Annotated in this window: 16 protein-coding genes; 4 read left to right on the forward strand and 12 right to left on the reverse strand. The window is 65.4% G+C overall.

Going from position 1 to position 22,712, the window contains the following annotated elements; all coding sequences use genetic code 11:
- Position 1: 1 nt before the first annotated feature.
- From madC to A5785_RS07725, 11 genes are all read right to left on the reverse strand, one after another.
- Positions 2-1,537, reverse strand: a complete 1,536-nt coding sequence (madC, locus tag A5785_RS07675) for a MadC family VWA domain-containing protein (RefSeq protein ID WP_064865184.1) — start codon at positions 1,535-1,537, stop codon at positions 2-4.
- Position 1,538: 1 nt separating this feature from the next.
- A complete protein-coding gene (locus A5785_RS07680; RefSeq protein WP_064865594.1) occupies positions 1,539-2,636 on the reverse strand; it encodes a MadB family AAA-type ATPase in 1,098 nt (365 codons plus the stop codon).
- A 132-nt stretch (positions 2,637-2,768) separates the two neighbouring features.
- Entirely contained in the window at positions 2,769-4,040 is a 1,272-nt protein-coding gene (mdo, locus tag A5785_RS07685) for an NDMA-dependent methanol dehydrogenase (RefSeq protein WP_005205843.1), read from the reverse strand.
- 190 nt (positions 4,041-4,230) lie between these two features.
- Positions 4,231-4,941 (reverse strand): MgtC/SapB family protein, encoded by a 711-nt coding sequence (locus A5785_RS07690; RefSeq protein ID WP_197500809.1) that lies wholly within the window; start codon positions 4,939-4,941, stop codon positions 4,231-4,233.
- Between the two features lie 321 nt (positions 4,942-5,262).
- Entirely contained in the window at positions 5,263-6,540 is a 1,278-nt protein-coding gene (locus A5785_RS07695; protein ID WP_064865194.1) for an Nramp family divalent metal transporter, read from the reverse strand.
- A 183-nt stretch (positions 6,541-6,723) separates the two neighbouring features.
- The gene (locus A5785_RS07700) at positions 6,724-9,552 is read right to left on the reverse strand and encodes a molybdopterin-dependent oxidoreductase (RefSeq protein WP_064865597.1); all 2,829 of its coding nucleotides are present in this window, start codon (positions 9,550-9,552) and stop codon (positions 6,724-6,726) included.
- The gene (locus A5785_RS07705) at positions 9,549-10,394 is read right to left on the reverse strand and encodes an FAD binding domain-containing protein (protein WP_064865600.1); all 846 of its coding nucleotides are present in this window, start codon (positions 10,392-10,394) and stop codon (positions 9,549-9,551) included. The genes A5785_RS07700 and A5785_RS07705 overlap by 4 nt, the downstream gene beginning before the upstream one ends.
- Positions 10,395-10,422: 28 nt before the next feature.
- Entirely contained in the window at positions 10,423-11,802 is a 1,380-nt protein-coding gene (locus A5785_RS07710; protein ID WP_064865602.1) for an 8-oxoguanine deaminase, read from the reverse strand.
- Between the two features lie 99 nt (positions 11,803-11,901).
- Complete coding sequence (locus tag A5785_RS07715; RefSeq protein ID WP_005205837.1) at positions 11,902-12,393, reverse strand: hypothetical protein; 492 nt, start codon at positions 12,391-12,393, stop codon at positions 11,902-11,904.
- A 93-nt stretch (positions 12,394-12,486) separates the two neighbouring features.
- The gene (locus tag A5785_RS07720; protein ID WP_231895445.1) at positions 12,487-12,999 is read right to left on the reverse strand and encodes a L,D-transpeptidase; all 513 of its coding nucleotides are present in this window, start codon (positions 12,997-12,999) and stop codon (positions 12,487-12,489) included.
- Positions 13,000-13,177: 178 nt separating this feature from the next.
- Positions 13,178-14,632: a short-chain fatty acyl-CoA regulator family protein gene (locus A5785_RS07725; protein ID WP_005205835.1), complete on the reverse strand. Its 1,455-nt coding sequence runs from the start codon at positions 14,630-14,632 to the stop codon at positions 13,178-13,180.
- Positions 14,633-14,750: 118 nt separating this feature from the next.
- Here A5785_RS07725 and prpD point away from each other — a divergent pair, with 118 nt between their 5' ends.
- The 4 genes from prpD (at position 14,751) to A5785_RS07745 (ending at position 21,842) form a co-directional block, all read left to right on the forward strand.
- Positions 14,751-16,262 carry a 2-methylcitrate dehydratase PrpD gene (gene prpD / locus A5785_RS07730; protein WP_064865605.1) on the forward strand — a complete coding sequence of 504 codons (1,512 nt, stop codon included), beginning with the start codon at positions 14,751-14,753 and terminating at the stop codon, positions 16,260-16,262.
- Positions 16,262-17,209 (forward strand): methylisocitrate lyase, encoded by a 948-nt coding sequence (gene prpB / locus A5785_RS07735; protein WP_064865607.1) that lies wholly within the window; start codon positions 16,262-16,264, stop codon positions 17,207-17,209. Before prpD ends, prpB begins: the two co-directional genes overlap by 1 nt.
- Positions 17,206-18,336: a bifunctional 2-methylcitrate synthase/citrate synthase gene (locus A5785_RS07740; RefSeq protein WP_064865609.1), complete on the forward strand. Its 1,131-nt coding sequence runs from the start codon at positions 17,206-17,208 to the stop codon at positions 18,334-18,336. Before prpB ends, A5785_RS07740 begins: the two co-directional genes overlap by 4 nt.
- Positions 18,337-18,452: 116 nt before the next feature.
- A complete protein-coding gene (locus A5785_RS07745; protein WP_064865611.1) occupies positions 18,453-21,842 on the forward strand; it encodes a pyruvate carboxylase in 3,390 nt (1,129 codons plus the stop codon).
- A 42-nt stretch (positions 21,843-21,884) separates the two neighbouring features.
- Here the strand turns inward: A5785_RS07745 and A5785_RS07750 are convergent, their stop codons facing one another.
- Complete coding sequence (locus tag A5785_RS07750; protein WP_156528009.1) at positions 21,885-22,475, reverse strand: helix-turn-helix domain-containing protein; 591 nt, start codon at positions 22,473-22,475, stop codon at positions 21,885-21,887.
- Between the last annotated feature and the right edge of the window lie 237 nt (positions 22,476-22,712).

Below are 22,712 nucleotides of genomic sequence, written 5' to 3' on the forward strand. Positions count from 1 at the left end.
GTCAGGCCAGTGCTGAGCCGAGTTCGTCGACCTTCTCGATCAGTTCTGTCCCGTCGCGCGCGCTCACCGCGCCACTGCAATGCAGTGAGTACTCATCGAGCGCGCAACCTGTTTGGGTCCAGTAGCGGCGCGGCTCGGGGGTGAGCCAGGCCACCCGATGGACGCGCCTGGCCAGCTCGGCGAACAGATCGACTTGCGGATCGAAACCGTTGCTGCGCGCGTCGCCGACGACGAGAACCGACGTACGCGGCGTGATGAGACCGCGGTGGATCTCGAGCAACTCGGTGAGCATTCGGCCATAATCGCTGGTCGCTGACAGGTCCAGGTCGTCGGTGGCCAGCACGGCCGTGAGTGCGTCGTCAGCTGCTGCGGTTCGCAGTGCGGTGGTGACCAGCACGGGTCGGTCCACGAATGCGACGACCTCGCAGTGGTCGCCGAACTCGTACAGGGTTTGTGCGAGTCGCAGGATGAAGCCCGCGACTGGTCGCACCGACAACGAGACGTCGACAAGGACGAGAAGCCGTACCGGGCCGGGTGTGCGATTCCTGCGCCACAGTGTGAGGGGGACCCCGTCGGTGCGGACGGCGCAGCGCATCGTGCGACGCATGTCGAGCGATCCACGATCAGCCGCGCGCACCACCGTGCGCGGCGCTCCCCGAATTCGTTGGACGAGTCGGTGACATGCTCGGTCGATCTGTGCTTGGTCGGTGCCGTGAACCGGATCGGTGTCAGGACCGGTGATCACGGGTGTGGCGGCAAGACGTTCGGATAGGGCCGAGATGAACTGGGACAGAGCATGTTCGAGCTCCTCACGTTGCTCGTCGGTGAGGTTGTCCGCGCCGTCGTCGTCGTAGGCGCTGCGTGCGTCGGCGGCGTCGAGAGCGGCGAGAATCGCTGCGGCATCGGCCATGGAGAGCGACGTTCCGCTGACGCGGGCCGTCGAGCCGACGAGCTCCCCGGCCTTGGCTGCTGCTGCTCCGTCGATCTCGACCGTGTAGGTGATTCCGCCTGCGACGGTGTTGCTGTCAGAGTCGACAGCCAACTGTTCGGTCCCCGCCGATACCGAGAAGTCGTTTTCTTCGCGATGCGCGCTCTCCCCTTGACGCTCCCGTGCGTCTGGATCGTCGGCCATCAGATCGCCGATCTCATCGGTGTGCTCGTCTGCGCCGATCCTCCTCGCCGCGCCGTCGAACTCATCATCCCAGGCGATGTCATCGGGCAGTTCGGCTGCCGTGCCGCGGGGTCGCGGAAGGTCGGTGGCCGTATCGCGATGCGGTACCCCAACGAACACGAGATCGAAGGCGATCTCGAAGCCGTCTGCCTCGTGCGCATACTTGACGCTCACCGCGCGCAGCGCAGCCCGCAGTCGGTCGAGATCGTCGGCGCCGACGAGTGCCAGCGTGCGACGGATCTCGATGACCTCGGCCGGGGACACGGTGACCCGGTGGCCGCGGAGAAGGTGTCCGAACATCACCGAGAGTGCGTCAAGAACGCGATCACGTGTCCGGGCGCCGCTGCGCTCTCGAGAAGTGGTCACGTCAACGTCGACGGGCGCTACGCGCACGACCCGACCCGAAAGCTGTTGCTGTCAGCGACCCTCGCGGACTAGAACCGTCGCTCGCGGACGGCCTCGAATCCTGGATGTCGGACCCGGACGACGCTGGTGTGCCCACCATGGCCCTGGCGATATCGAGATCACTGCCGAACTTCACCAACAGTGCGAGAAGTGCACGGTCTGTCGACGTTCGATCGTGCGTGACGTCGGCTGCGTGTGCGGCAGTCGTCGTGCGCAGGTACGACGCTGCCCGCGCGGCATCGATCACCTCGGCGATGGAAGGACTCTTACGCAGCGGCAACTCCCGCAGACGGCGTGCGAGGTCGACGACGTCGGCGACCACCCCGGGTTCCACTTCCGGCGCGCGCACCGACACGATTGCCCGCTCGCGTTCGACGTCGGGATAGTCGACCTGGAAGTGCACGCAGCGTCGCTTCAGGGCGGGCGACAGTTCCCGGGTGTCGTTGGAGGTCAATATCACCCACGGTGACGAACGCGCGGCGAAGGTGCCGAGCTCGGGAATCGTCACCTGCCGCTCCGCGAGTACCTCGAGCATCACGGCCTCCATGGCCTCGTCGGTTCGATCGATCTCGTCTATGAGCAGCACGGTGGGCAGCGGTGCAGTGATGGCCGCGAGCAATGGTCGTGCGACGAGGAAGTCCTCGGTGTAGACGCCGATGTCGGTGCGCGAGAGCGCCGCCGACGCCGCGGACAGGGTGGGCTCGTCGGCGAGCTCACCGCTGATTCTGTCGCGCAACATCTGCACGTGAAGAAGCTGGCGGGCGTAATCCCACTCGTAGAGTGCTCTGGAGTCGTCGAGACCCTCGTAGCACTGCAGCCGGAGGAGCTGCCGATCCGAGGCTGCCGCAAGGGATTTGGCGAGCTCGGTCTTGCCGACGCCCGCGGGTCCCTCGAGTAGGAGAGGCCTGTCGAGCAGTGTCGCGAGGTGCACAACGACGGCAAGGTCGTCGTCGATCAGGTATTCCTGCTCAGCGAGTGCATCGGTGAGTTCTTCGACCGTGTCGAATCGGGTTGTGGCGCTGGACAAGTGGCGGGACGGCACTGTTGTGCTCTCTGGCATGGCTCCTCATGACGATCGTGCGCGGTGACCTGGGGTGCGGATCGGTCCAGGTGAAGGGTCAGGTCGCGACCTCGCCCGGACCGATCCGCGGCTCGGGAGGTGCTCAGTCTCCCGAGGGCTTGTAGCGGTGGCTCAGTAGCTACCGGTCATTGCATGGGTCACCATCGGGATGAGTGACTCGACGGTGCACTCGCGCGGGTTACCCGGCGTGCACCAGTCGTCCATCATGTGTTCGGCGATTGCGCGGATCTGCTTGTCCGAGGTGTCCATCGTGTCTCCGCGGCCCTCGTACTTGCCGGTGTTCATCCGGTTCTTCTCGTAGCTGTTGACGCTGAGCTGTCCGAAGTTGTCGGGGATACCGAGGTCCTTGGACAACCGGATCGCCTCCTCGACTGCGGCGTCGGCTGCCTGCACGGTCGACATCTTGCTGGTGTCGATACCCAGCAGTGCGGCGATGTCGGCGTAACGCTCGTAGCGGCTCGGCAGGTTGTACTCCCAGACGCGCGGAAGTGCGATTGCGTTGTTCAGGCCATGGTGGCTGTCGTAGAAGGCGCTGACCGCATGTGACAGTGAGTGAATCAGCCCGAGGCCACCCGAGTTGAATGCTTGTGCCGCAATGTATTGCGCGTGCATCATGCCGGTACGTGCCTCGAGATTGCGAGGCTCGTACACGGCGGTGCGCAGGTGGTCACGGATGAGTTCGATGGAGTACTTCGCGTTGCCCAGTGACGGCGCGAAGTCGAGTCGCGAGACATAGGGCTCCGAGGCGTGGGCCAGCACATCGAAGCCGCAGAAGGCTGTGAAGTGTTCGGGGCAGCTGTAGTAGAGCAGCGGATCGTCCATGGCGAGGTCGACGAGGCAGGTGTCGTCGAACGCGACCCACTTGTGTGGCTTGTTCATGTCCGAAGTGTCGGTGATGACATAGGCCCAGGAGGTCTCCGAGCCCGTGCCCGCAGTGGTCGAGACGGCGATGTGCGCGGGGTTCTCCTTGTTGGTGGCCTTGGAGAAGCCTTCGAACTCGTTGATGTTGCGGCCGTCGTGGGCGATCACCATGCGTGCGCCCTTGGCGGCATCGTGGCTTGAACCACCACCGACGGAGATGATCCCGTCGCACTTCTCGGACTGGTAGAGCGCCGCGGCGTCCATGCAGTTGTAGTCCTTGGGGTTGGACTCGACCTTGTCGTAGAGAACGACGTCGACACCCTGGTACTCGATCTTGCCGACGAGTTCCTCGATGATCCCCGAGCCACGCAATCCCGTGGTCATGAGCAGGACGCGGGTCATCCCCAGGTTTTTTGCTTCAACGCCGAGCATGTCGTGCGCGCCGACGCCGAGCTTGGCATTGGGGAACGGGTGGAAGTCCTTGATCGGGAAGTCCCAGATCTGATTGAGCTCGATGGCCATGTGGCGATCTCCTTGTGACGTAACCGGTGATTCACGATCCACTCTGTGCGCCATATCACGTCTGAACAAGTCCACCTGCTCAGATGAAAAGATGATCAGACCAGAAGAGCAGCGGAATCCCTGTCCATCCGGACAGGGAATCCGTGCGTGCTCGTCAGTCGGCGCTCGTCTCTCAGTCGGCGCTCGTCTCTCAGTCGGCGCTCGGTTCGGCGCTCGCCGACCAGCGCACCGACGTCACCGGTTCGGCGCGCACCACCGTCGCGAGAGCGTCTTCGATGTCGCGGTCGTTGCGCTCGGCGCTGAACACATGCGCGGTGATCGTCACGATCCCGTTTTCGTCGTCGGTCGCGGCGATGGACCGTACGGTCAGCTCCGGACGGTGCACGGCGTCGAACACCATTGCGCGCACGGTGGTTTCGGCCGCTTGTGGACAGGTGACCTCGAAAATGTAGTTCGCGGAGGGCGATTCACGGCCGGTGTCGCCGGGGTGGCGGTCGATCAGCCTACCGAGGGGTCGGAGCAGCGTATTCGCGAGCATCACGGTTGCCGTGCCCGCGATGGCGACGAGGAGGAGTCCGCCGCCGGCGAGAGCGCCGACAGCGGCCGACGCCCACAGTGTCGCCGCTGTGTTGAGACCGGAGATCGACGCGCCCTGCTTCATGATCACGCCTGCACCGAGAAAGCCGATACCGGAAACGATCTGGGCAGCAACGCGAGTCGGGTCGGCGTCTGGACCGTGAAAGCTGAATGCCCCCATCACGACGAACAGGGCCGCTCCGAGCGCGACGAGTGCGTTCGTTCGCAGACCCGCTGTGCGAGAACGCCACTGGCGTTCGAAGCCGATCGCGGCTCCACATAGCAGTGCTACGGAGATACGGGCAAAGATGTCGAGTGCGGTGATGGACATGAGGACCGCCTTGGGGTCAGGGTTCCCCAACCCGCACACGGCCGCGGTACCGCACGCGATACGCGCGGCGTCGGCTCACCTGTGACGAGCGAGGGGAGGGCACGATTCGAACGATGTTCTGTCAGAAGAACTGTCACCAGATGGCATTCGGATCTCACCTCCCTGCAAGCGCATTCGCACCCGGTCGGTCGAGTGCATATCAGTGATAGCCGTGCTGGCCGGTGATGTCAACGTGACGGACGACATGTGGAGCCGAGATGTCGGAATAGAGAAGTCCCATGTGGCGCCGATGACAACACGCGGTGCTGCTGATGCTCACGCGCCGATGATCAGCAGCACGATGAGGGCAAGGTTCAGCACGACGATGAGCACCGACGACACCGCGGCTCCGATGCGCAGCGGCCACCCATCGGCGTACTCGCCCATGAGCCCGCGGTCGGCGGTGAGTCGGCCGAGGGGGATGATCGCGAACGGGATTCCGAAGCTCAGCACCACCTGACTGATCACCAGCGCCCAGGTTGGGTCCACACCGACAGCGAGCACGACGAGCGCGGGAATGAGCGTGACGAGTCTGCGCACCACGAGAGGAACCCGAACGTGCAGTAGGCCGTCCATGATCGCCGAGCCCGCCGACGAACCGACAGAGGTCGCTGCGAGCCCGCTGGCCAGCAGGCCGATTGCGAAGATGGTCGCCACCGAGGGGCCGAGGGAGTCGCGGACGGCGTCGTAGGCTCCCTCGATGGTGTCGGTGCCCTCCTTGCCGCGGAGGTTGGTGGCCGCGAGCAACAGCAGTGCGATGTTCACGGCGCCTGCCACGATGAGAGCGATGACGACATCCCACCGCGTCACCCTGATCAGGCGCCGCTTTCGCGACGGCGACGAGCTGATGCCGTGTCGGTCGACGACCAGTGAGGAGTGGACGTAGATCGCGTGCGGCATCACAGTCGCGCCGAGCATGGACGCGGCGAGCAGCACTGTCTCGGGGCCCTGCAGGCGGGGCACGAGCCCACCGAGAACCTCTCCGGCGGGCGGCGGTTCGACGACGAGGCCTGCGAGGAATCCCACGACGATGATCGCGAGCATGCCAAGGATGACCCGTTCGAAAACGTGTTGTTGGCGCGCATTCTGCAGAAGCAGCATCAGGAGAGACACCACGCCGACGATCACGCCGCCGAGGACGAGTGGCAGTCCGAACAGCAGATGCAGTGCGATGGCCCCGCCGAGCACCTCCGCGAGGTCGGTTGCCACTGCGACGGCCTCGGCCTGTGCCCAGAACGCGAGTCGAGAACGACGACCCATCCGCGCCCCGATCAGGGCGGGCAGTCCCTTGCCGGTGACGATGCCGAGCTTCGCCGACTGGTACTGAATCAGCATGGCGATGACGTTGGCCAGCACCAGCACCCAGACCAGCAGAAACCCGTATCGGGACCCTGCGGTGATGTTGGCTGCGACGTTGCCCGGGTCGACGTAGGCGATCGCGGCGACGAAGGCGGGGCCGAGTAGTGCGACGTTGCGCAACAGCGCACGCGGACGACGTATGCGTCGGCGGGCCTCGGTCGGCTCCGGCTGCTCGCGCTCTTCGACCGTGCTCACCTGACCAATCTCGCACAGCTCGACGTCGAGTTCAACACGGGCGAATCAAAAAGTTCGGGTCACCGAAACTGTGCGACCGTCGGCTGACCCGACTCAGATCCCAGACGCGGCTCGAGTTGGCAGACGCGCGGCTGATACACCAGCTGCGTCCACACGCTCGGGCCGCGTCTGGAATGCCAATCGTCACTGGAGCAGGCGCCACACCCGATCACGCGACATCGGCAGCTCGTACGGGCGCTCGCCGATCGCCCGCCGGATCGCGTTGGCAAGAGCGGGGGCCACCGGGTTGTAGGGTGACTCGCTCATCGACTTCGCGCCATACGGGCCGAGTTCGTCGGCGGTGTCGGCGAAGTAGACCTCGGTCTCGGGGACATCGGCCATCTGCGGCACCCGATAGGTGCGGAACACGGGTGTGATCGGCACGCCCTTGCCGTCGAGCATGATCTCCTCATACAACGACGATCCGATCGCCTGCGCCACACCACCTTCCACCTGGCCGCGACACTGTTGCGGGTTCATCACCGTGCCCGCGTCGGCTGACTGGACGGACTGCAGGATGCGAACGTTGCCGGTCGCGGTGTCGACGGCTACCCGAAAAGCGTGCACGTTGAACGCAATCGAGCGCAGCGCGCCGCTCTCGGAACCGGTGGCGACCACGCGGTCGCCCACGCGGTGCGCAGCGTCGACGGTGTCGATGAGTTCGTCGAAGCTCACGAGTCGTTCACCGACGAGTGCGCCGTCGGGGACCAACCGGATGGCGTCGGGTGCCGTTGCGGTGATCGACGACGCCGCGTCGAGCAGGACCGTACGCAGCGCGAGTGCTGCGCCATAGGTTGCCTTTCCGGCGACCGTGATGCCTGCCGACGCAAAGGCGCCGGTGTCGTAGATCGCTGCGTCGGTGTCGCCGTGTGCCAACACGATTCGCGACGGTACGGTGCCCAACGCTTCGGCGACGATCTGGGTGAGCACCGTCGTCGTGCCGTTGCCGAACTCGGCCGTGCCCACACCGACGTGGTAGCTCCCGTCGGTGTCGACACCGACGGTGACGGTCGAGAAATGGCCGCGCGGAGCCATGGTGGCGATCGCGGCAATGGCCATGCCCTCGCCGATCCGCCACGAATCACCTTCTGGCGCAGCGACATCATTGCCGCGGCGTAGTGCTGTCTGGGCGAGGTCGAGGCACTGGTCGAGCCCGTAGCTCCCGTAGATCAGGTCGTCCTCGGGTTCGGGGTGCGCGATGAGAAGCGGATCGCCGTCGCGGACCGCGTTGAGTCGACGCAGCTCGAACGGATCGATGTCGAGGGCAATCGCGAGTTCGTCCATGGCGGATTCGACGGCGAGGATCACCTGCCCGAGGCCGTAGCCGCGGAACGCACCAGACGGTGGGTTGTTGGTGTAGACCACCTCGGCGTCGATCCGCTTGACCGGGCAGTTGTACACCGAGACCGACTCGGCGCACGCGTGGAACATGACACCCATGGAGTGATTGCCGTACGCGCCCGTGTCTGAGAGAACGTCGACCTTCATCGCACGCAGTCGGCCGTCCGCGTCGGCGCCGAGATCGACTGCGACACGAAAGGGATGACGATACGTGGTGCGGGTCATCTCGTCGGTCCGCGACATTTCGTAGGCAACGGGCATGCCGGTGCGTAACACCGAGATCGCCACCAGATCCTCGGTGAGCAGTTCCTGCTTGCCGCCGAATCCGCCGCCGACGCGAGCGCTGAACACACGGATGCGGTCTGCGGGAAGGTCGAGCAGCAAAGCGAGCTCGTCACGAACCAGGAACGGCACCTGCGTGCTGGTGCGGATCACGAGTCGACCGTCGTCGTCGAGCCAGCCGATGGAGCCGTGGGTCTCCAACTGTGCGTGGGAAACTCGTGCAGTCTGCCAGGTTCCGCCTACGGTGACGGCAGAGTCCGCGAGCGTGGCGTCGACGTCGCCACCGAATCCCTCGTGGAATGAGGAGATGACGTTGCGTTCTGCCTCGAACACGCGGTCCTCGGCAGTGCGTTCGGGATGAACCAGCGGGGCCCCGGGGCGTCGTGCTTGTTCCGGATCGAAGACACCGGGCAGGAGTTCGTACTCGACGTCGATCAGGCGGCACGCTTCCTCGGCGATTCCGGCTGTGTCGGCGACCACCGCCGCCACCCGCTGTCCGACGAACCGCATCACGGAGTCGAGGACGAGCATGTCGTCGGGGTCGTCGGCGCGCGACTCGTGCCTCGCGGTGGAAAACCTTCGCGTGCTGACGTTCTCGTGAGTGAGGACGAGCGCGACGCCGGGGAGAGCCTGCGCCGCCGACGTGTCGATCGAGACGATCCGGGCGTGCGGGTGTGGCGAGGTGAGCACCCGCAGGTGACGCGTCCCGGGCACTGCGACGTCGAAGGTGTATGGCTCGGTTCCCGTGACCACCCGGCGGCCTGCGGGCGGCGTGAGCGACGCGCCGATCGCGGGGGAGGCGGTCTGGACACGACGCTCGTTCCTCGCGTCTGCTCGACCGGCGGGGGACGCGTTCCTCGCGTCGGCTCGACCAGCGGGTTGGCTCGCGGGGGACCCAGCGGGGGGCGCGGCGTCGACGCCCTGCCGGATCGCCTGGCGGATTGCGCGATATCCCGTGCAGCGGCAGAGGTTTCCCTTCATCTTCCGCTGCAGTTCGTCGGTGTCGTGGACGGTGTCGGCGTCGAGTGTTGACGCCGTGACGATCATTCCGGCGGTGCAGAAGCCGCACTGGAAGCCGAAGTTGTCGACGAACGCTTGCTGCATGGGATGGAGGTCGTCGGGTGTGCCGAGGCCGGACACCGTTGTGACCGAACTACCTTCGATGCGCTGAGCCGGAAAGATGCACGAGTGCACCGGCGTGTCGTCGACCAACACCGAGCACGCGCCGCAGTCGCCCGCATCGCAGCCCTTTTTGACCTCGAAATGGGCTTGGTCGCGCAGAAACGTCCGGAGACACTGTCCCGCAGCGGGAGTCGCGTCAACCTGCTCTCCGTTGATCTCGAACTTCACGGTGCGCCAACCCCTTCCGTGTCCCGGTCTAGTTCGTCCCGTCCCAGCTCGTCACGGATCTGTTCGGCCAGCACCGCGCTGACCCCGCGTCGCCAATCGGCAGCGCCGAGCGGGTCGGTGTAGTAGCCGTCGGCTGACCAGATGTCGGAGCGCAGGCGTTCGGCGTCGGGTAATCCGTTGTAGCGCAGCACGGTAGGCCACAGAGTTGCCGCGGTGATACCGACGACGACGGTGTCGTCCTCGTCGCGGCGCCCGGTCACCACCACCCCGGACCGTCCCAATTCTGCCAAGGCGATCTTCCTGAAGCCGGTTCGGCCGCGCAGCGCGTATCCGGGAATGTCGATGGCGCGCAAGACTTCTCCCTCGCTCAGGATGTTGGTCCCGTTGCCGGTCACGAAATCGCCGACGTCGACGCTGTACTCGGTGCCGTCGGCGCGCCAGATCAGTGCGCGACCGTCGAGTCCAGCTGCCAGTGACACCATCGATGCGGCCGCGAACGAACGGCAGATGTTTCCGCCGACGGTGGCGACGTTCCAGATCTTGAAGGATGCCAGAAGTGCTGTCGCGCACTGGAAGAGCAGCGGATGTGCGCGCCAGCCGGGTTCGGCGGGCAGCTCGGCGAGCTGCGCGATTGTGGCAGTGGCCGCGATCCGGAGCCCGCCGTCGGGCAGATCCTCGAAGGGCTCCCAGCCGATTCGGCTGATGTCGACCACCCCGCTCGACGTCACCTGCGGTTCGGAGAAGAACCACGTGCCGCCCGCGACGATGCGTTCGCCTGCCGCCAAGGTGAGGTCGTCGCGGCTGTAGGCATAGCGGTAGGTCGAAATCGTGTGCAGATCCATCACATTCCTCTGGGTGCCATAGGAGGTGTCATGTGAGGGCCCCACGTGCTTTGTCGAGTAGTCGACGATGCTCGCGTGCGCAGTCCGCCGCGACGGTGGCCGTGTCGACGGTGAGCAACTCGGCGTCGGCGACGATCTGTGTGCCGTTGACCCACGACGCCTTGATCGGCGGGATGGCGCCGAGAACCAGTGCTGCCACCGGGTCGTCGATGTCGGCGTGCGCGAGCGTGGTGAGGTCCCAGAGGACGAGATCGGCGAGCTTCCCGACCTCGATGGAGCCGATCTCGTTGGCGCGGCCCAGTACTCGAGCACCGCCGATGGTCGCGAGCTCGATGGCTGTCCGTGTCGTGAGCGCGGTGGGGCCTCCCCGGGTACGCGCCATCAGCACGGCCTGGTGCGCCTCCTCGAGGAGTCGGGCTGATTCGTTCGACGCCGCGCCGTCGACGCCCAATCCCACGGGAACCCCTGCGTCGACGAGGTCACGAGTGCGACAGATGTGGTTGCCAAGGCGGGCGTTGGAGGTGGGGCAGTGGGCGACGCCGGTCGATGTCGCTGCGAGCCGGGCGATCTCGTCGTCGGCGAACTCGATCCCGTGGGCGAACCACACGTCGTCGCCCGTCCAACCGACAGATTCCATGTATTCCAGTGGTGTGCAACCGAAATGCTCGTCGCAGTAGGTGTTCTCGTCGACTGACTCGGCGAGGTGGGTATGCAGCCGGACACCGAGTTCTCGTGCCAGCACGGCGGATTCGCGGAGCAGGTCGGTGGTCACCGAGAACGGTGAGCACGGTGCCAGTGCGATGCGCAGCATCGAATCCGGTGCCGGATCATGCCAGCGCGCAACGGCATCGGAGCTTGCGGCGAGGATCTCGTCGATGCTCTGCACCACGGTGTCCGGCGGTAGGCCGCCGTCCTTCTCGGACAGGTCCATCGAACCGCGCGTCGGGTGAAAGCGCACGCCGACGGCCTGGGCTGCACCGATTTCGGCACCGAGCAGGTCGCCGCCCTCGCGTGGGAAGACGTAGTGGTGGTCGGTCGTCGTCGTGCAGCCAGACAACGCGAGTGTCGAGAGACCGCCAATCGCTGCTGTGTGCACTGCTTGCTCGTCGATACCCGCCCAGATCGGGTACAGCGTCGTCAGCCATTGGAAGAGCGTGTGATCGGCGGCGAGCCCCCGAGTGATCCACTGATAGAGGTGGTGATGGGTGTTCACGAGGCCGGGCGTGAGCACGCAACCCGAGCCGTCGATCCGGATGACGTCGTCAGACAACGGCGCCGCTGGGGCATCCGCCTCGATGATCGCGCTGATCGTGGTGCCCTCGATCAGCACCGACGCGCGCGTCAATTCCCGACGATCCGGGTCGACGGTCACCACGGAGGCATTCTCGATGAGGGTTGCTGAGGGCACAGCGACACGCTACGACGATCGGGCCCGCCCGGCATGTCGGGGAGGGCGGTTGCCTTCAGCGACCGGCTCCCGACGTTGCCAATGGGTCGTCGGCAGACGTCAGCGAACCACGTACTCGGTGCTGCAATCGCCGTTGGTCATTGCGTTCGGGTTGATCGAACTGGTGTTGGTGGCGCCGATCACCAGTGCGATGCGGCCGGGGGCGGTGGCGATTCGTGGCACCGAGACCGTCGACGTGAGGCCACCGACGCGCGTCGGGTCGCTGAACACGCTGCCCGACTTCCCGGTTCGGAGGTTTGCCCACGTCACTGTCACCTTTTGCTGGTAGCCGGCGATCGACAGCGGCCTGGAGTCCAGGCGTACCTGGATGCCACCGCGACCCGACTGAGTGATCGATGCGGTGGCCGAGGTCGGCAGTGCGAACAGATTGGGGTTGGGATAGGTGATGGAGCAGTGTCCGACGGGCTGGGCGGGCGCAGCGGAAGCGAGTCCGCCGCCTGTGGCCAGCGGAACCGCCGCCGCGGCAGTGGCAGCTGCGATCGCTACGAACCTGCGGATGCGCGTCGACGGTGAATGCGTGATCTTCGACATGGGATCTCCCTGGTAGATGTACTCGAATCTCGCATTACAGACATCGTGACGACCGCGGGGATTGTTACGGAAGGTAAGCAGATCGGCCGACGGTCAGGCCGTGATCGTCACAGGCGTGCCGTCGCCCGCCCAGTCGTAGAGGTGCTTGATCTCGTTGCCGGGCACGTGAATACAGCCTTCGGAGCCTCGGGTCTTGTATGCCGTCGTGTCGCCGTAGGGGAACTTCTGCCAGGGCGAGTCGTGGAATCCGATGTCGCCGAAAAGGTGCAACCAGTAGTGCACGAACACCGTGTACCCGGGACCGCTCAGCGTGCGATCGACGTCATGACTTTCGATGCGCCAGGTGCCCAGCGGTGTGCCTGCGCCGCGGTCGACGCTGCCGGTGGTGACAGGGACGTCGGAGATCTGTCGGCCGTCGAGACACAGCACCATGTGTTGCGACGCGAGTCCGACGACGATGGCCTTTCCGTCGGACTTCTCGGGGCAGGAGGGGCGCGGGATGATCGGGGCCGCGACCGACCGGGCGTTATCTGTCGGGGGTGCTGAGTCGGCAGTCGCTGACGAATGCAGGGTGAGCCCCACGACCGTTGCGATGGTGACCGCCAAGACGGCGATGGCAGCAAGAGCAGGCCACGCGTACCCGAGTACGAGTGACCTAGCCGTGCGAGCACGGCTGTGCTTCTTGGTAACCGATATCATTTCGCCCGACGTTACCGCAGACGGGACACGCGCCGACGCATGCGTGACGGACCGAACGACGTCGGACTGTCACTCACGAGCTCACCTACCCTGTGCGGGCCGGGCGATACGGGACGGAGTCACTGACAGTGACGTCGACGTCGATGGGCCTGCCGACCTGCGGGAACGCCCGCTGCGGGCAGGCAGGTCGCGGGCACACCTTGCATCCTGCGCCGATCGGTACGGTACGACGGTCGTCGGCGAGGTCGATGCCGGTGGAGTAGACGAGGCGGTCGGCGTGTGCGAGATCGCAACCCAATCCGATGGCGAAGGATTTGTGCTGTGTGAGGTAGCCCAACCCCTCGTCGGTGCTGCGCGCCAGCCAGAAATACGACCGGCCGTCCGGCATCTGCGAGACCTGGGTGACAACCCGCCCCGGCGAGGCGAATGCGTCGTGTACGACCCAGAGCGGGCAACTCCCTCCCGCCCGCGAAAAGTGAAATGCGGTGGCGGATTGTCGCTTGGAGATGTTCCCCGCGCGATCGGTCCGGACGAAAATGAACGGGACGCCGCGATGTCCAGGGCGCTGGAGAGTCGACAGCCGATGGCACACGGTCTCGAAGCCGACGTCGAAGCCGACGCAGAGCAGTTCGATGTCGTAGCGCGCGTCCTCCGCTGCGTCGCGAAAGTGTCTGTACGGCAACAACAATGCTCCCGCGAAGTAGTTTGCGAGTCCGATTCGGGCTACAGCCCGTGACTCAGAGCTCAGTTCGACGGCGTCGGCGATCACCGCGTCGATCACATCGCTCTGCGTGATCAACGCCAACTGGGTGGCCAGTTGGAACGCGCGTTGCCCGGAGGTGAGTCGACCCGCGAGCTGGACGACGCGCCGAGTGGGATCGAAGACGCGTTTGGGGCGGCGGGCGGCGGCGACGGGGTCGGTGTCACGGCTGATCGACACGGAGACGCCGTGTTCGCGTGACAGCAGCGTCGCCAACTGCAGGTCGAGTCCTCCGACGCGCAGGCCATGCTGATCGAACATGTCCTCGGCTGCCCGGTCGAGGACGTCGATGTAGTTCTTGCGGTCGTAGAAGAAGTCGCGGACCTCCTCGAACGGCATCGGAGTCGACGACGCTCCGCCCGCATTCGCGGCCTGTCCCCGGTAGGTGTCGAGCTCGGACTCTGCCGCGACGAGGCGCCTGTGGAGGGCGGCGATCGTGCGACCGACGTCGGGCATTCGGGAGACGAGCTCGGTGATCTGCGCGCGCGTGACATCGCCGCCGTCTGGTGCGGTCGCAAGTGCGTCGGCCAGGTCGGCGACCAGCCGCGCGTCGGTGTCGGCCGCGAAGTAGTCGGCGTTGAGGTCGAACTCGCGGGTGAGTGCGAGAAGCACGCCGACGGTGATCGGGCGCTGATCGTTCTCGAGCTGATTCACGTAGCTGGTCGACTTGTCGATACGACGTGCGAGTGCGGCCTGGGAGAGTCCCTGCTCGTCGCGGAGCCTGCGTAGGCGAGCTCCTACGAGAAGTCTCCCGGGCGTCGCGGCAGAGGGGTGTGCCATGCACAGAGCCTAACTCCTCATGTGTTCACAACATTCGCAAAATTGAGGGCAGTCATCCGCAAAAGTACGCATTCGCCAGGGCTTATGCGGAGACGAACGAGATGCGTACGGTGCGAACATGATCATTCACAACGTGCGGACCCACCGCAGTGCCTCCGACTTCGGTCAGTCCGAGCATCTCGCTCAGAAAATCGCCGAGGTTGCCGCCGACCCTGTCGAGGTGCCGATCGAGACAGCCGAGATGGTGATCAATCGGGTCATCGACAACGCGGCGGTCAGCGCCGCGTCGGTGATCCGTCGACCGGTGACGGCTGCGCGGTTACAGGCGCTCGCGCACCCGCACGGACGGGGCGGCCGCGGCGCGGCGGTGTTCGGTGTCGCAGGCACGTACTCCCCGGAGTGGGCCGCGTGGGCCAACGGGGTGGCCGTGCGTGAACTCGACTTCCACGACACCTTCCTCGCCGCCGAGTACTCGCACCCGGGCGACAACATCCCCCCGCTGGTCGCGGTGGCGCAGCACGTCGGCGCCGGGGGTGCAGACCTGATCCGAGGCATCGCCACCGCCTACGAGATCCAGATCGATCTGACGCGCGGAATGTGTTTGCACGAGCACAAGATCGACCACGTTGCGCACCTCGGTCCTTCCGTCGCCGCGGGGCTGGGAACCATGTTGCGTCTCGACGTCGAGACGATCTACCAGGCCGTTGGCCAAGCCCTGCACCTGACAACCGCGACGCGGCAGTCGCGGAAGGGGCTCATCTCCAGTTGGAAGGCATACGCGCCGGCTCACGCGGGCAAGATCGCGATCGAAGCCGTCGACCGCGCGATGCGAGGTGAGGGTGCGCCCGCTCCGATCTGGGAGGGCGAGGACGGCGTGATCGCGTGGCTACTCGGTGGCCCCGAGAAGGTCTACGAGATACCGCTTCCCGGTCCGGGCGAGGCCAAGCGGGCGATCCTCGACAGCTACACCAAGGAGCACTCGGCCGAGTATCAGAGTCAGGCGCCGATCGACCTCGCGCGTCGGATGCGTGAGCGGATCACCGATCTCGCCGACATCGAATCGATCGTGCTGCACACCAGCCACCACACCCACGTCGTGATCGGTACGGGCTCCGGTGATCCCCAGAAGTTCGATCCGTCGGCCAGTCGCGAGACGCTCGACCACTCGGTTCCCTACATCTTCGCCGTCGCACTCCAGGACGGCTTTTGGCACCACGAGGCGTCGTATGCGCCAGAACGTGCGAATCGTCCCGACACCGTCGAGCTCTGGCGCAAGATCTCGACCGTCGAAGATACCGAGTGGACGCGCCGCTACCACTCCACCGATCCGGCGGAGAAGGCGTTCGGCGCGAAAGCGGTTGTGACGCTGCGCAACGGCGAGATCATCACAGACGAACTGGCTGTTGCGGACGCACATCCCCTCGGCGCCCGACCATTTGGCCGGGAGCAGTACGAGGCCAAGTTCTCCGCCATGGCAGACGGCGTGATCGATACAGCCGAGCAGCGTCGATTCCTCGATGCGGCAGCCGGTCTCGCGTCGCTCGAGGCGGGAGGCCTCGACGCACTCAATCCGTCGGTGCTGTCCGTCATACTCGACAAGGCTCCGTCCATCGGGGCGGGGATCTTCTGATGACCTCATCGGAAAGCGCTGTGGCGGGGCTGTTCTCGTCATCGGTATCTGCCACGGACAAGCGGATCGCGCTGCGGGCGGGCCTGGCGTCGGGGAGTCTGCAGCGTTGGCCCGGCGCATTCTCGCCGCTGGTGGCCAAGCTCATCGCCGACGTCGGGTTCGAGGGCGTGTATGTATCCGGCGCGGTGCTCTCGGCCGATATCGGACTCCCCGACATCGGGCTCACGACGCTCAGCGAGGTCGCCGCTCGCGGCGGGCAGATCGCCCACGCAACCGACCTGCCGTCACTTGTCGACGCCGACACCGGATTCGGTGAACCCATGAGTGCGGCGCGGACCGTTGCCACCCTCGAAGACGCGGGGTTGTCGGGCTGTCATTTCGAGGATCAGGTCAATCCCAAGCGGTGTGGTCATCTCGACGGCAAGGACGTCGTTCCCGTCGGCGACATGCTCGCAACGCTTGCGGCAGCGGTCACGGCACGACGCGACGAGAACTTCGTGATCTGTGCGCGGACGGACGCGCGTGGCGTCGAGGGTCTCGACGCCGCGATCGACCGTGCCAAGGCGTATGCCGATGCCGGCGCCGACCTCATCTTCACGGAGGCATTGCGTGACGCCTCGGAGTTCGAGAGATTCCGTGCGGCCGTTGATGTTCCGCTCCTGGCCAACATGACGGAGTTCGGCAAATCCGACCTGCTCACTGCGAAACAGCTGGGGGACGTCGGCTACAACGCGGTCATCTATCCGGTGACGACGCTACGCATCGCGATGGGTGCCGTCGAATCAGGACTTCGGGAGATCGACTCTGCCGGAACACAATCGGGACTTCTCGACGGCATGCAGCACCGAAGCAGGCTCTACGAGTTGCTGCGCTACGCGGACTACAACGACTTCGATTCCGAACTGTTCAACTTCACCCTGAATTCCACGCCGGAGGTACATCCATGAGCGCGCCGCCAGTTGGCCAACACGCTGTTCACAAGGGGCTTGCCGGGGTCGTCGTCGACACCACTGCGATCTCGAAGGTTGTGCCCGAGACGAATTCGTTGACCTACCGGGGCTATCCGGTACAGGATCTCGCCGCGCGCTGCAGCTTCGAGCAGGTCGCGTACCTGCTGTGGCACGGCGAGTTGCCCACCGACGCCCAACTCGCCGCGTTCACGCAGCGGGAGCGGGCGAGTCGTCGACTCGATCGGTCGACGCAGGCCGTCCTTGCCCGCATTCCGGAGAACTGCCACCCGATGGACGTCGTTCGGACGGTCATCAGCTACCTCGGCACCGAGGACCCGGACGAGGACAATGCGGCGCCCACCGCGAACTACGACAAGGCGCTGCGGATGTTCTCGATCCTGCCGACCATCGTCGCGGCGGACATGCGTCGACGACGCGGTCTCGACCCCATAGCCCCGCACCACGGACTCGGCTACGCGGAGAATTTTCTGGCCATGTGCTTCGGGGAGGTTCCCGATCCGGTGATCGTCTCGGCGTTCGAGAAGTCGATGGTGCTCTACGCCGAGCACAGCTTCAACGCATCGACCTTCGCAGCCCGTGTCGTGACCTCGACTCAGTCGGACATCTACAGCGCGGTGACAGCGGCAATCGGAGCCCTGAAGGGATCGCTGCACGGCGGCGCCAACGAAGCGGTCATGTACGACATGATCGAGATAGACCGCCCAGAACAGGCGATCGCCTGGCTCGAGCGCAAGCTTGCGAACAAGGACAAGGTGATGGGGTTCGGCCATCGTGTCTACAAAAACGGTGATTCGCGGGTGCCGACCATGCGTGCGGCTCTCGTCGAGGTCTCCGAACAGCTCGGCGACGACCGATGGCTGAGTATCTACACCGAACTCGAGCGGCAGATGGACGAGCGCACGGGTATCAAACCGAATCTCGACTTCCCGACCGGCCCCGCGTATCACCTGATGGGCTTCGACATCGGATCGTTCACGCCGATTTTCGTGATGAGCCGCATCACGGGGTGGACTGCGCACATCATGGAACAGGCAGCGTCGAACTCGCTGATCCGTCCGTTGAGTAGCTACACAGGACCCGCGCAGCGCACTCTCACACTGTGAGACAAAAGTGAGGTATCACCCTCACTTGCGGATAGGGTCGACGACGACGGCGGTGCCTGTCCCGATGGTGCCTGCCCGGGCAACGTGTATTCGACGAACGAAAGTTGTGTCCCGAGATGTTTGAGAAAGTCCTGGTCGCAAATCGTGGTGAGATCGCGATCCGAGCATTTCGTGCGGCATATGAGCTCGGGGCCGGAACAGTCGCGGTATTCCCGTATGAGGACCGCAACTCGCTGCACCGACTGAAGGCCGACGAGTCGTACCAGATCGGCGTACCGGGGCATCCGGTGCGTGCGTATCTCTCCGTCGACGAGATCATCGGTGCCGCACTGCATTCGGGTGCCGATGCGGTCTACCCTGGCTATGGCTTCCTGTCGGAGAACGCGGGCTTGGCCGCGGCGTGTGCCGAGCACGGCATCACGTTCGTCGGACCGCCCGCGCATGTACTCGAGCTGACCGGCAACAAGGCCGAGGCCATCGCTGCGGCGAAGGCTGCCGGGTTGCCGGTGTTGGCGTCCTCGGAGCCGTCGGCCGACGTCGACGAGTTGGTTGCGGCATCTGCCGACATGCAGTTCCCGGTCTTCGTCAAGGCGGTTGCCGGTGGTGGTGGTCGCGGTATGCGTCGCGTTGCGAAGCGAGAGGATCTCGCCGAAGCCATTTCGGCGGCGTCGCGCGAGGCCGATACCGCGTTCGGCGACCCGACGGTGTTTCTCGAGCAGGCCGTGATCAATCCGCGCCACATCGAGGTGCAGATCCTGGCCGACACGCAGGGCAACGTCATCCATCTCTTCGAGCGCGACTGCAGCGTGCAGCGTCGACACCAGAAGGTCGTCGAGTTGGCTCCGGCGCCAAACCTCGATCCGCAACTACGGGAGCGGATCTGCGCCGATGCCGTCGCGTTCGCCAAGCAGATCGGCTATTCGTGCGCCGGGACCGTCGAATTCTTGGTTGATGAGCAGGGTCGGCACGTGTTCATCGAAATGAATCCGCGGATTCAGGTGGAGCACACGGTGACCGAGGAGATCACCGACGTCGACCTTGTCGGTGCGCAGTTGCGGGTGGCGTCGGGGCAGTCGCTCGACGACCTGGGGTTGAGTCAGGACTCGATCGCGATCCGTGGAGCAGCACTACAGTGCCGTATCACCACCGAGGACCCGTCGGATGGTTTCCGGCCCGACGTCGGACGTATCACCGCCTACCGCACGCCCGGTGGTGCAGGCATCCGACTCGACGGCGGTGCGGTTCTCGGCGGAGAGATCAGCGGCCATTTCGACTCGATGCTGGTGAAGCTGACCTGCCGCGGTCGCGACTTCGACACTGCGGTGCGTCGTGCACGACGTGCCCTGGCGGAGTTCCGCATTCGCGGTGTGGCCACCAACATTCCGTTCCTGCAGGCGGTGCTCGACGACCCCGACTTTGCCGCGGGACACGTGACGACGTCGTTCATCGAAGACCGCCCGTGGCTGTTGAATTCACGTGGATCGGCTGACCGCGGTACGCGCATTCTGTCGTATCTCGCGGACGTGACGGTCAACAAGCCGCACGGGGAACGTCCGAGCACGGTGTACCCGCGCGACAAGCTTCCCGCGCTCGACCGCGCGCAACTACTCGCCCCGCCCGACGGCTCGCGGCAGCGACTGTTGACCCTGGGGCCCAACGGTTTTGCGCGCGACCTTCGCGAGCGCGCGGCCGTCGGTGTCACCGACACGACCTTCCGCGACGCCCATCAGTCGCTGCTCGCGACGCGCGTGCGGACGAGCGGAATGCTCGCCGTCGCACCGTATGTCGCGGCGACGACCCCGCAGCTGCTGTCCGTCGAGTGTTGGGGCGGCGCCACCTACGACGTCGCGCTGCGGTTCCTGAAGGAAGATCCGTGGGATCGGTTGGCGCAGTTGCGCGAAGAGATTCCCAACATCTGTCTCCAGATGCTGCTGCGCGGTGCCAACACCGTCGGGTATACGCCGTACCCGCAGAAGGTGACGACCGCCTTCGTCGCCGAGGCGACGGACGTGGGCATCGACATCTTCCGAATCTTCGACGCGCTCAACAACATCGAGCAGATGCGACCCGCCATCGACGCGGTGCTCGAGACCGATCGCGCGGTCGCCGAAGTCGCGATGAGCTACACGGGCGACCTCGCGAACCCCGACGAGAAGCTCTACACCCTCGACTACTACCTGCGCCTGGCGGAGCAGATCGTCGACGCCGGTGCGCATGTCCTCGCGATCAAGGACATGGCGGGGCTGCTGCGGGCGCCCGCGGCCGACAAGCTGGTCCGCGCGTTGCGAAGCGAGTTCGATCTGCCCATCCACGTCCACACCCACGACACCCCTGGCGGACAGTTGGCGACGTACCTCGCGGCCGTCAACGCGGGCGCCGACGCCGTCGACGGCGCGTCGGCACCCTTGGCGGGCACCACGAGTCAGCCGCCGCTGTCGGCAATCGTCGCGGCGTTTGCGCACACCGAGCACGACACCGGGCTGGACCTCAAGGCGGTCTGCGACCTGGAGCCGTACTGGGAAGCGGTGCGAAAGGTGTACGCCCCCTTCGAATCCGGTGTTCCCGCACCGACCGGGCGCGTCTACTCGCACGAAATTCCGGGCGGCCAGCTGTCGAATCTGCGTCAGCAGGCCATCGCGTTGGGACTGGGCAACCGGTTCGAGGCTGTCGAAGAGGCCTACGCTGCCGCGGATGCGATGCTGGGGCGCCTGATCAAGGTGACGCCGTCGTCGAAGGTCGTCGGCGATCTTGCCCTTGCCCTCGTCGGGCAGGGCATCGCGCCGGCTGACTTTGCCGCGAATCCCGGCGCCTACGACATCCCCGACTCCGTGATCGGTTTTCTCCGAGGCGAATTGGGCGAGCCCGCGGGAGGATGGCCCGAGCCGCTGCGTACCCGTGCGCTCGCCGGTCGCACGGCCCCGCGCCCCGTCGAAGAGCTCAGTGCAGCCGACGACACCGCACTCGACACGGCGGGCAGGCACCGGCAGGAGACCCTCAACACGCTGTTGTTCCCCGGTCCGACAAGGGAATTCGAGGAGCATCAGGAAACCTATGGGGATACGTCGAGGCTGTCGGCCAATCAGTTCTTCTACGGACTGCGCTATGGCGACGAGCATCGTGTGGAACTCGAGCCGGGCGTCGAACTCCTGATTGGTCTCGAGGCGATCAGCGAACCCGACGAGAAGGGCATGCGCACGGTGATGTGTGTGCTCAACGGTCAGTTGCGGCCGGTCGCCGTACGAGATCGGTCCGTCGACTCCAAGGTTGCCGCCGCCGAGCGTGCTGATCGGTCAAATCCGAATCACGTTGGCGCACCCTTCGCGGGCGTCGTCTCGCTGTCGGTGGACGTCGGCGACGAGATCGCGGCGGGCGCGGCGATCGGCACGATCGAGGCGATGAAGATGGAGGCGACCATCACCGCGCCGGTCGGCGGCAAGGTCGCCCGGGTCGCGGTGACGTCGGTGCAGCAGGTTTCACCCGGCGACTTGCTGATCGAAATCGGCTGAGGCTAAGCGGGTTCGGCGTCCCGACGCGATTCGACGACGCTGTCAGTGGCGAATCTGGCTGAGCGTCGCCCGGTCAATCGCCGACACGAGAAGTAGTTCGGTGTCGACGTCGGCGCCGAGTCTGTGCGGGTGAGTGGCGTCGAAGTGGACGGCCGAACCGGCGGGAACGTCGTAGCTGACTGCGTCGAATTCGAACGTGAGGCGTCCGGTGACAACGTACAACCACTCTTCGCCGCGATGGGTGACTGGTGTCCGCGCCCGGCGACCTGCCGAGATGTGTACGCGGAGCGCCTCGAGTGCTCTCGATCCGGGAAATCCGCCGAAAGCGGCGATGTCGAGTTCGCCAGAAGCGCGACTCGGTGCATCGGCAGCGTAGATCGCAAGACCGGAGGGCTGCGACGTTCCGTCGACGGTTGTGTCCTCGCCGAGCAGTGCGCTCACTCTCACGTCGAGAGCGTCGGCGAGTTCGACGAGCGTGCCGATGGACGCTTGTCGGTCGCCTGCCTCTAGCCGCGACAGGTGCGCTTTCGAGATCGACGACAACGACGACACCTGGTCGAGTGTGAAACCCTTTCGCTCTCGTGCTGCTCTGATCCTGGCGCCGATCGCTTCGAGATCCACTGTGGCTGACACGTTTCGGACAGTAGTCACACCAGACGCGTCGAGCAATCCGACCGCCGGGTGGTGTCGCAGAACCGTCACGGAAGCGATTTGTGAGGACTGGGTAACGACACGTTACCGATAGATCAAGTCGGACAACCAGTGTTGCCTGTGAGGCAACTTCGATTTACGGTGAGCCGGTCCGGATGAATGCACCCATCGACGAGTGCGCCGGAATTCCATTCTCTCCGTTCACCACGTAGCCCGCGG

Source organism: Gordonia sp. 852002-50395_SCH5434458, assembly GCF_001665905.1.
Lineage (GTDB): Bacteria > Actinomycetota > Actinomycetes > Mycobacteriales > Mycobacteriaceae > Gordonia > Gordonia jacobaea.

Coding starts and splice junctions, on each gene's coding strand:
- A5785_RS07715 (WP_005205837.1), bottom strand. CDS start 12,393: ATGTCGAAGATCACGCATTCACCGTCGACGCGCATCCGCAGGTTCGTA.
- prpD (WP_064865605.1), top strand. CDS start 14,751: ATGATCATTCACAACGTGCGGACCCACCGCAGTGCCTCCGACTTCGGT.
- A5785_RS07745 (WP_064865611.1), top strand. CDS start 18,453: ATGTTTGAGAAAGTCCTGGTCGCAAATCGTGGTGAGATCGCGATCCGA.
- prpB (WP_064865607.1), top strand. CDS start 16,262: ATGACCTCATCGGAAAGCGCTGTGGCGGGGCTGTTCTCGTCATCGGTA.
- A5785_RS07740 (WP_064865609.1), top strand. CDS start 17,206: ATGAGCGCGCCGCCAGTTGGCCAACACGCTGTTCACAAGGGGCTTGCC.
- A5785_RS07680 (WP_064865594.1), bottom strand. CDS start 2,636: ATGCCAGAGAGCACAACAGTGCCGTCCCGCCACTTGTCCAGCGCCACA.
- A5785_RS07705 (WP_064865600.1), bottom strand. CDS start 10,394: ATGGATCTGCACACGATTTCGACCTACCGCTATGCCTACAGCCGCGAC.
- A5785_RS07725 (WP_005205835.1), bottom strand. CDS start 14,632: ATGGCACACCCCTCTGCCGCGACGCCCGGGAGACTTCTCGTAGGAGCT.
- mdo (WP_005205843.1), bottom strand. CDS start 4,040: ATGGCCATCGAGCTCAATCAGATCTGGGACTTCCCGATCAAGGACTTC.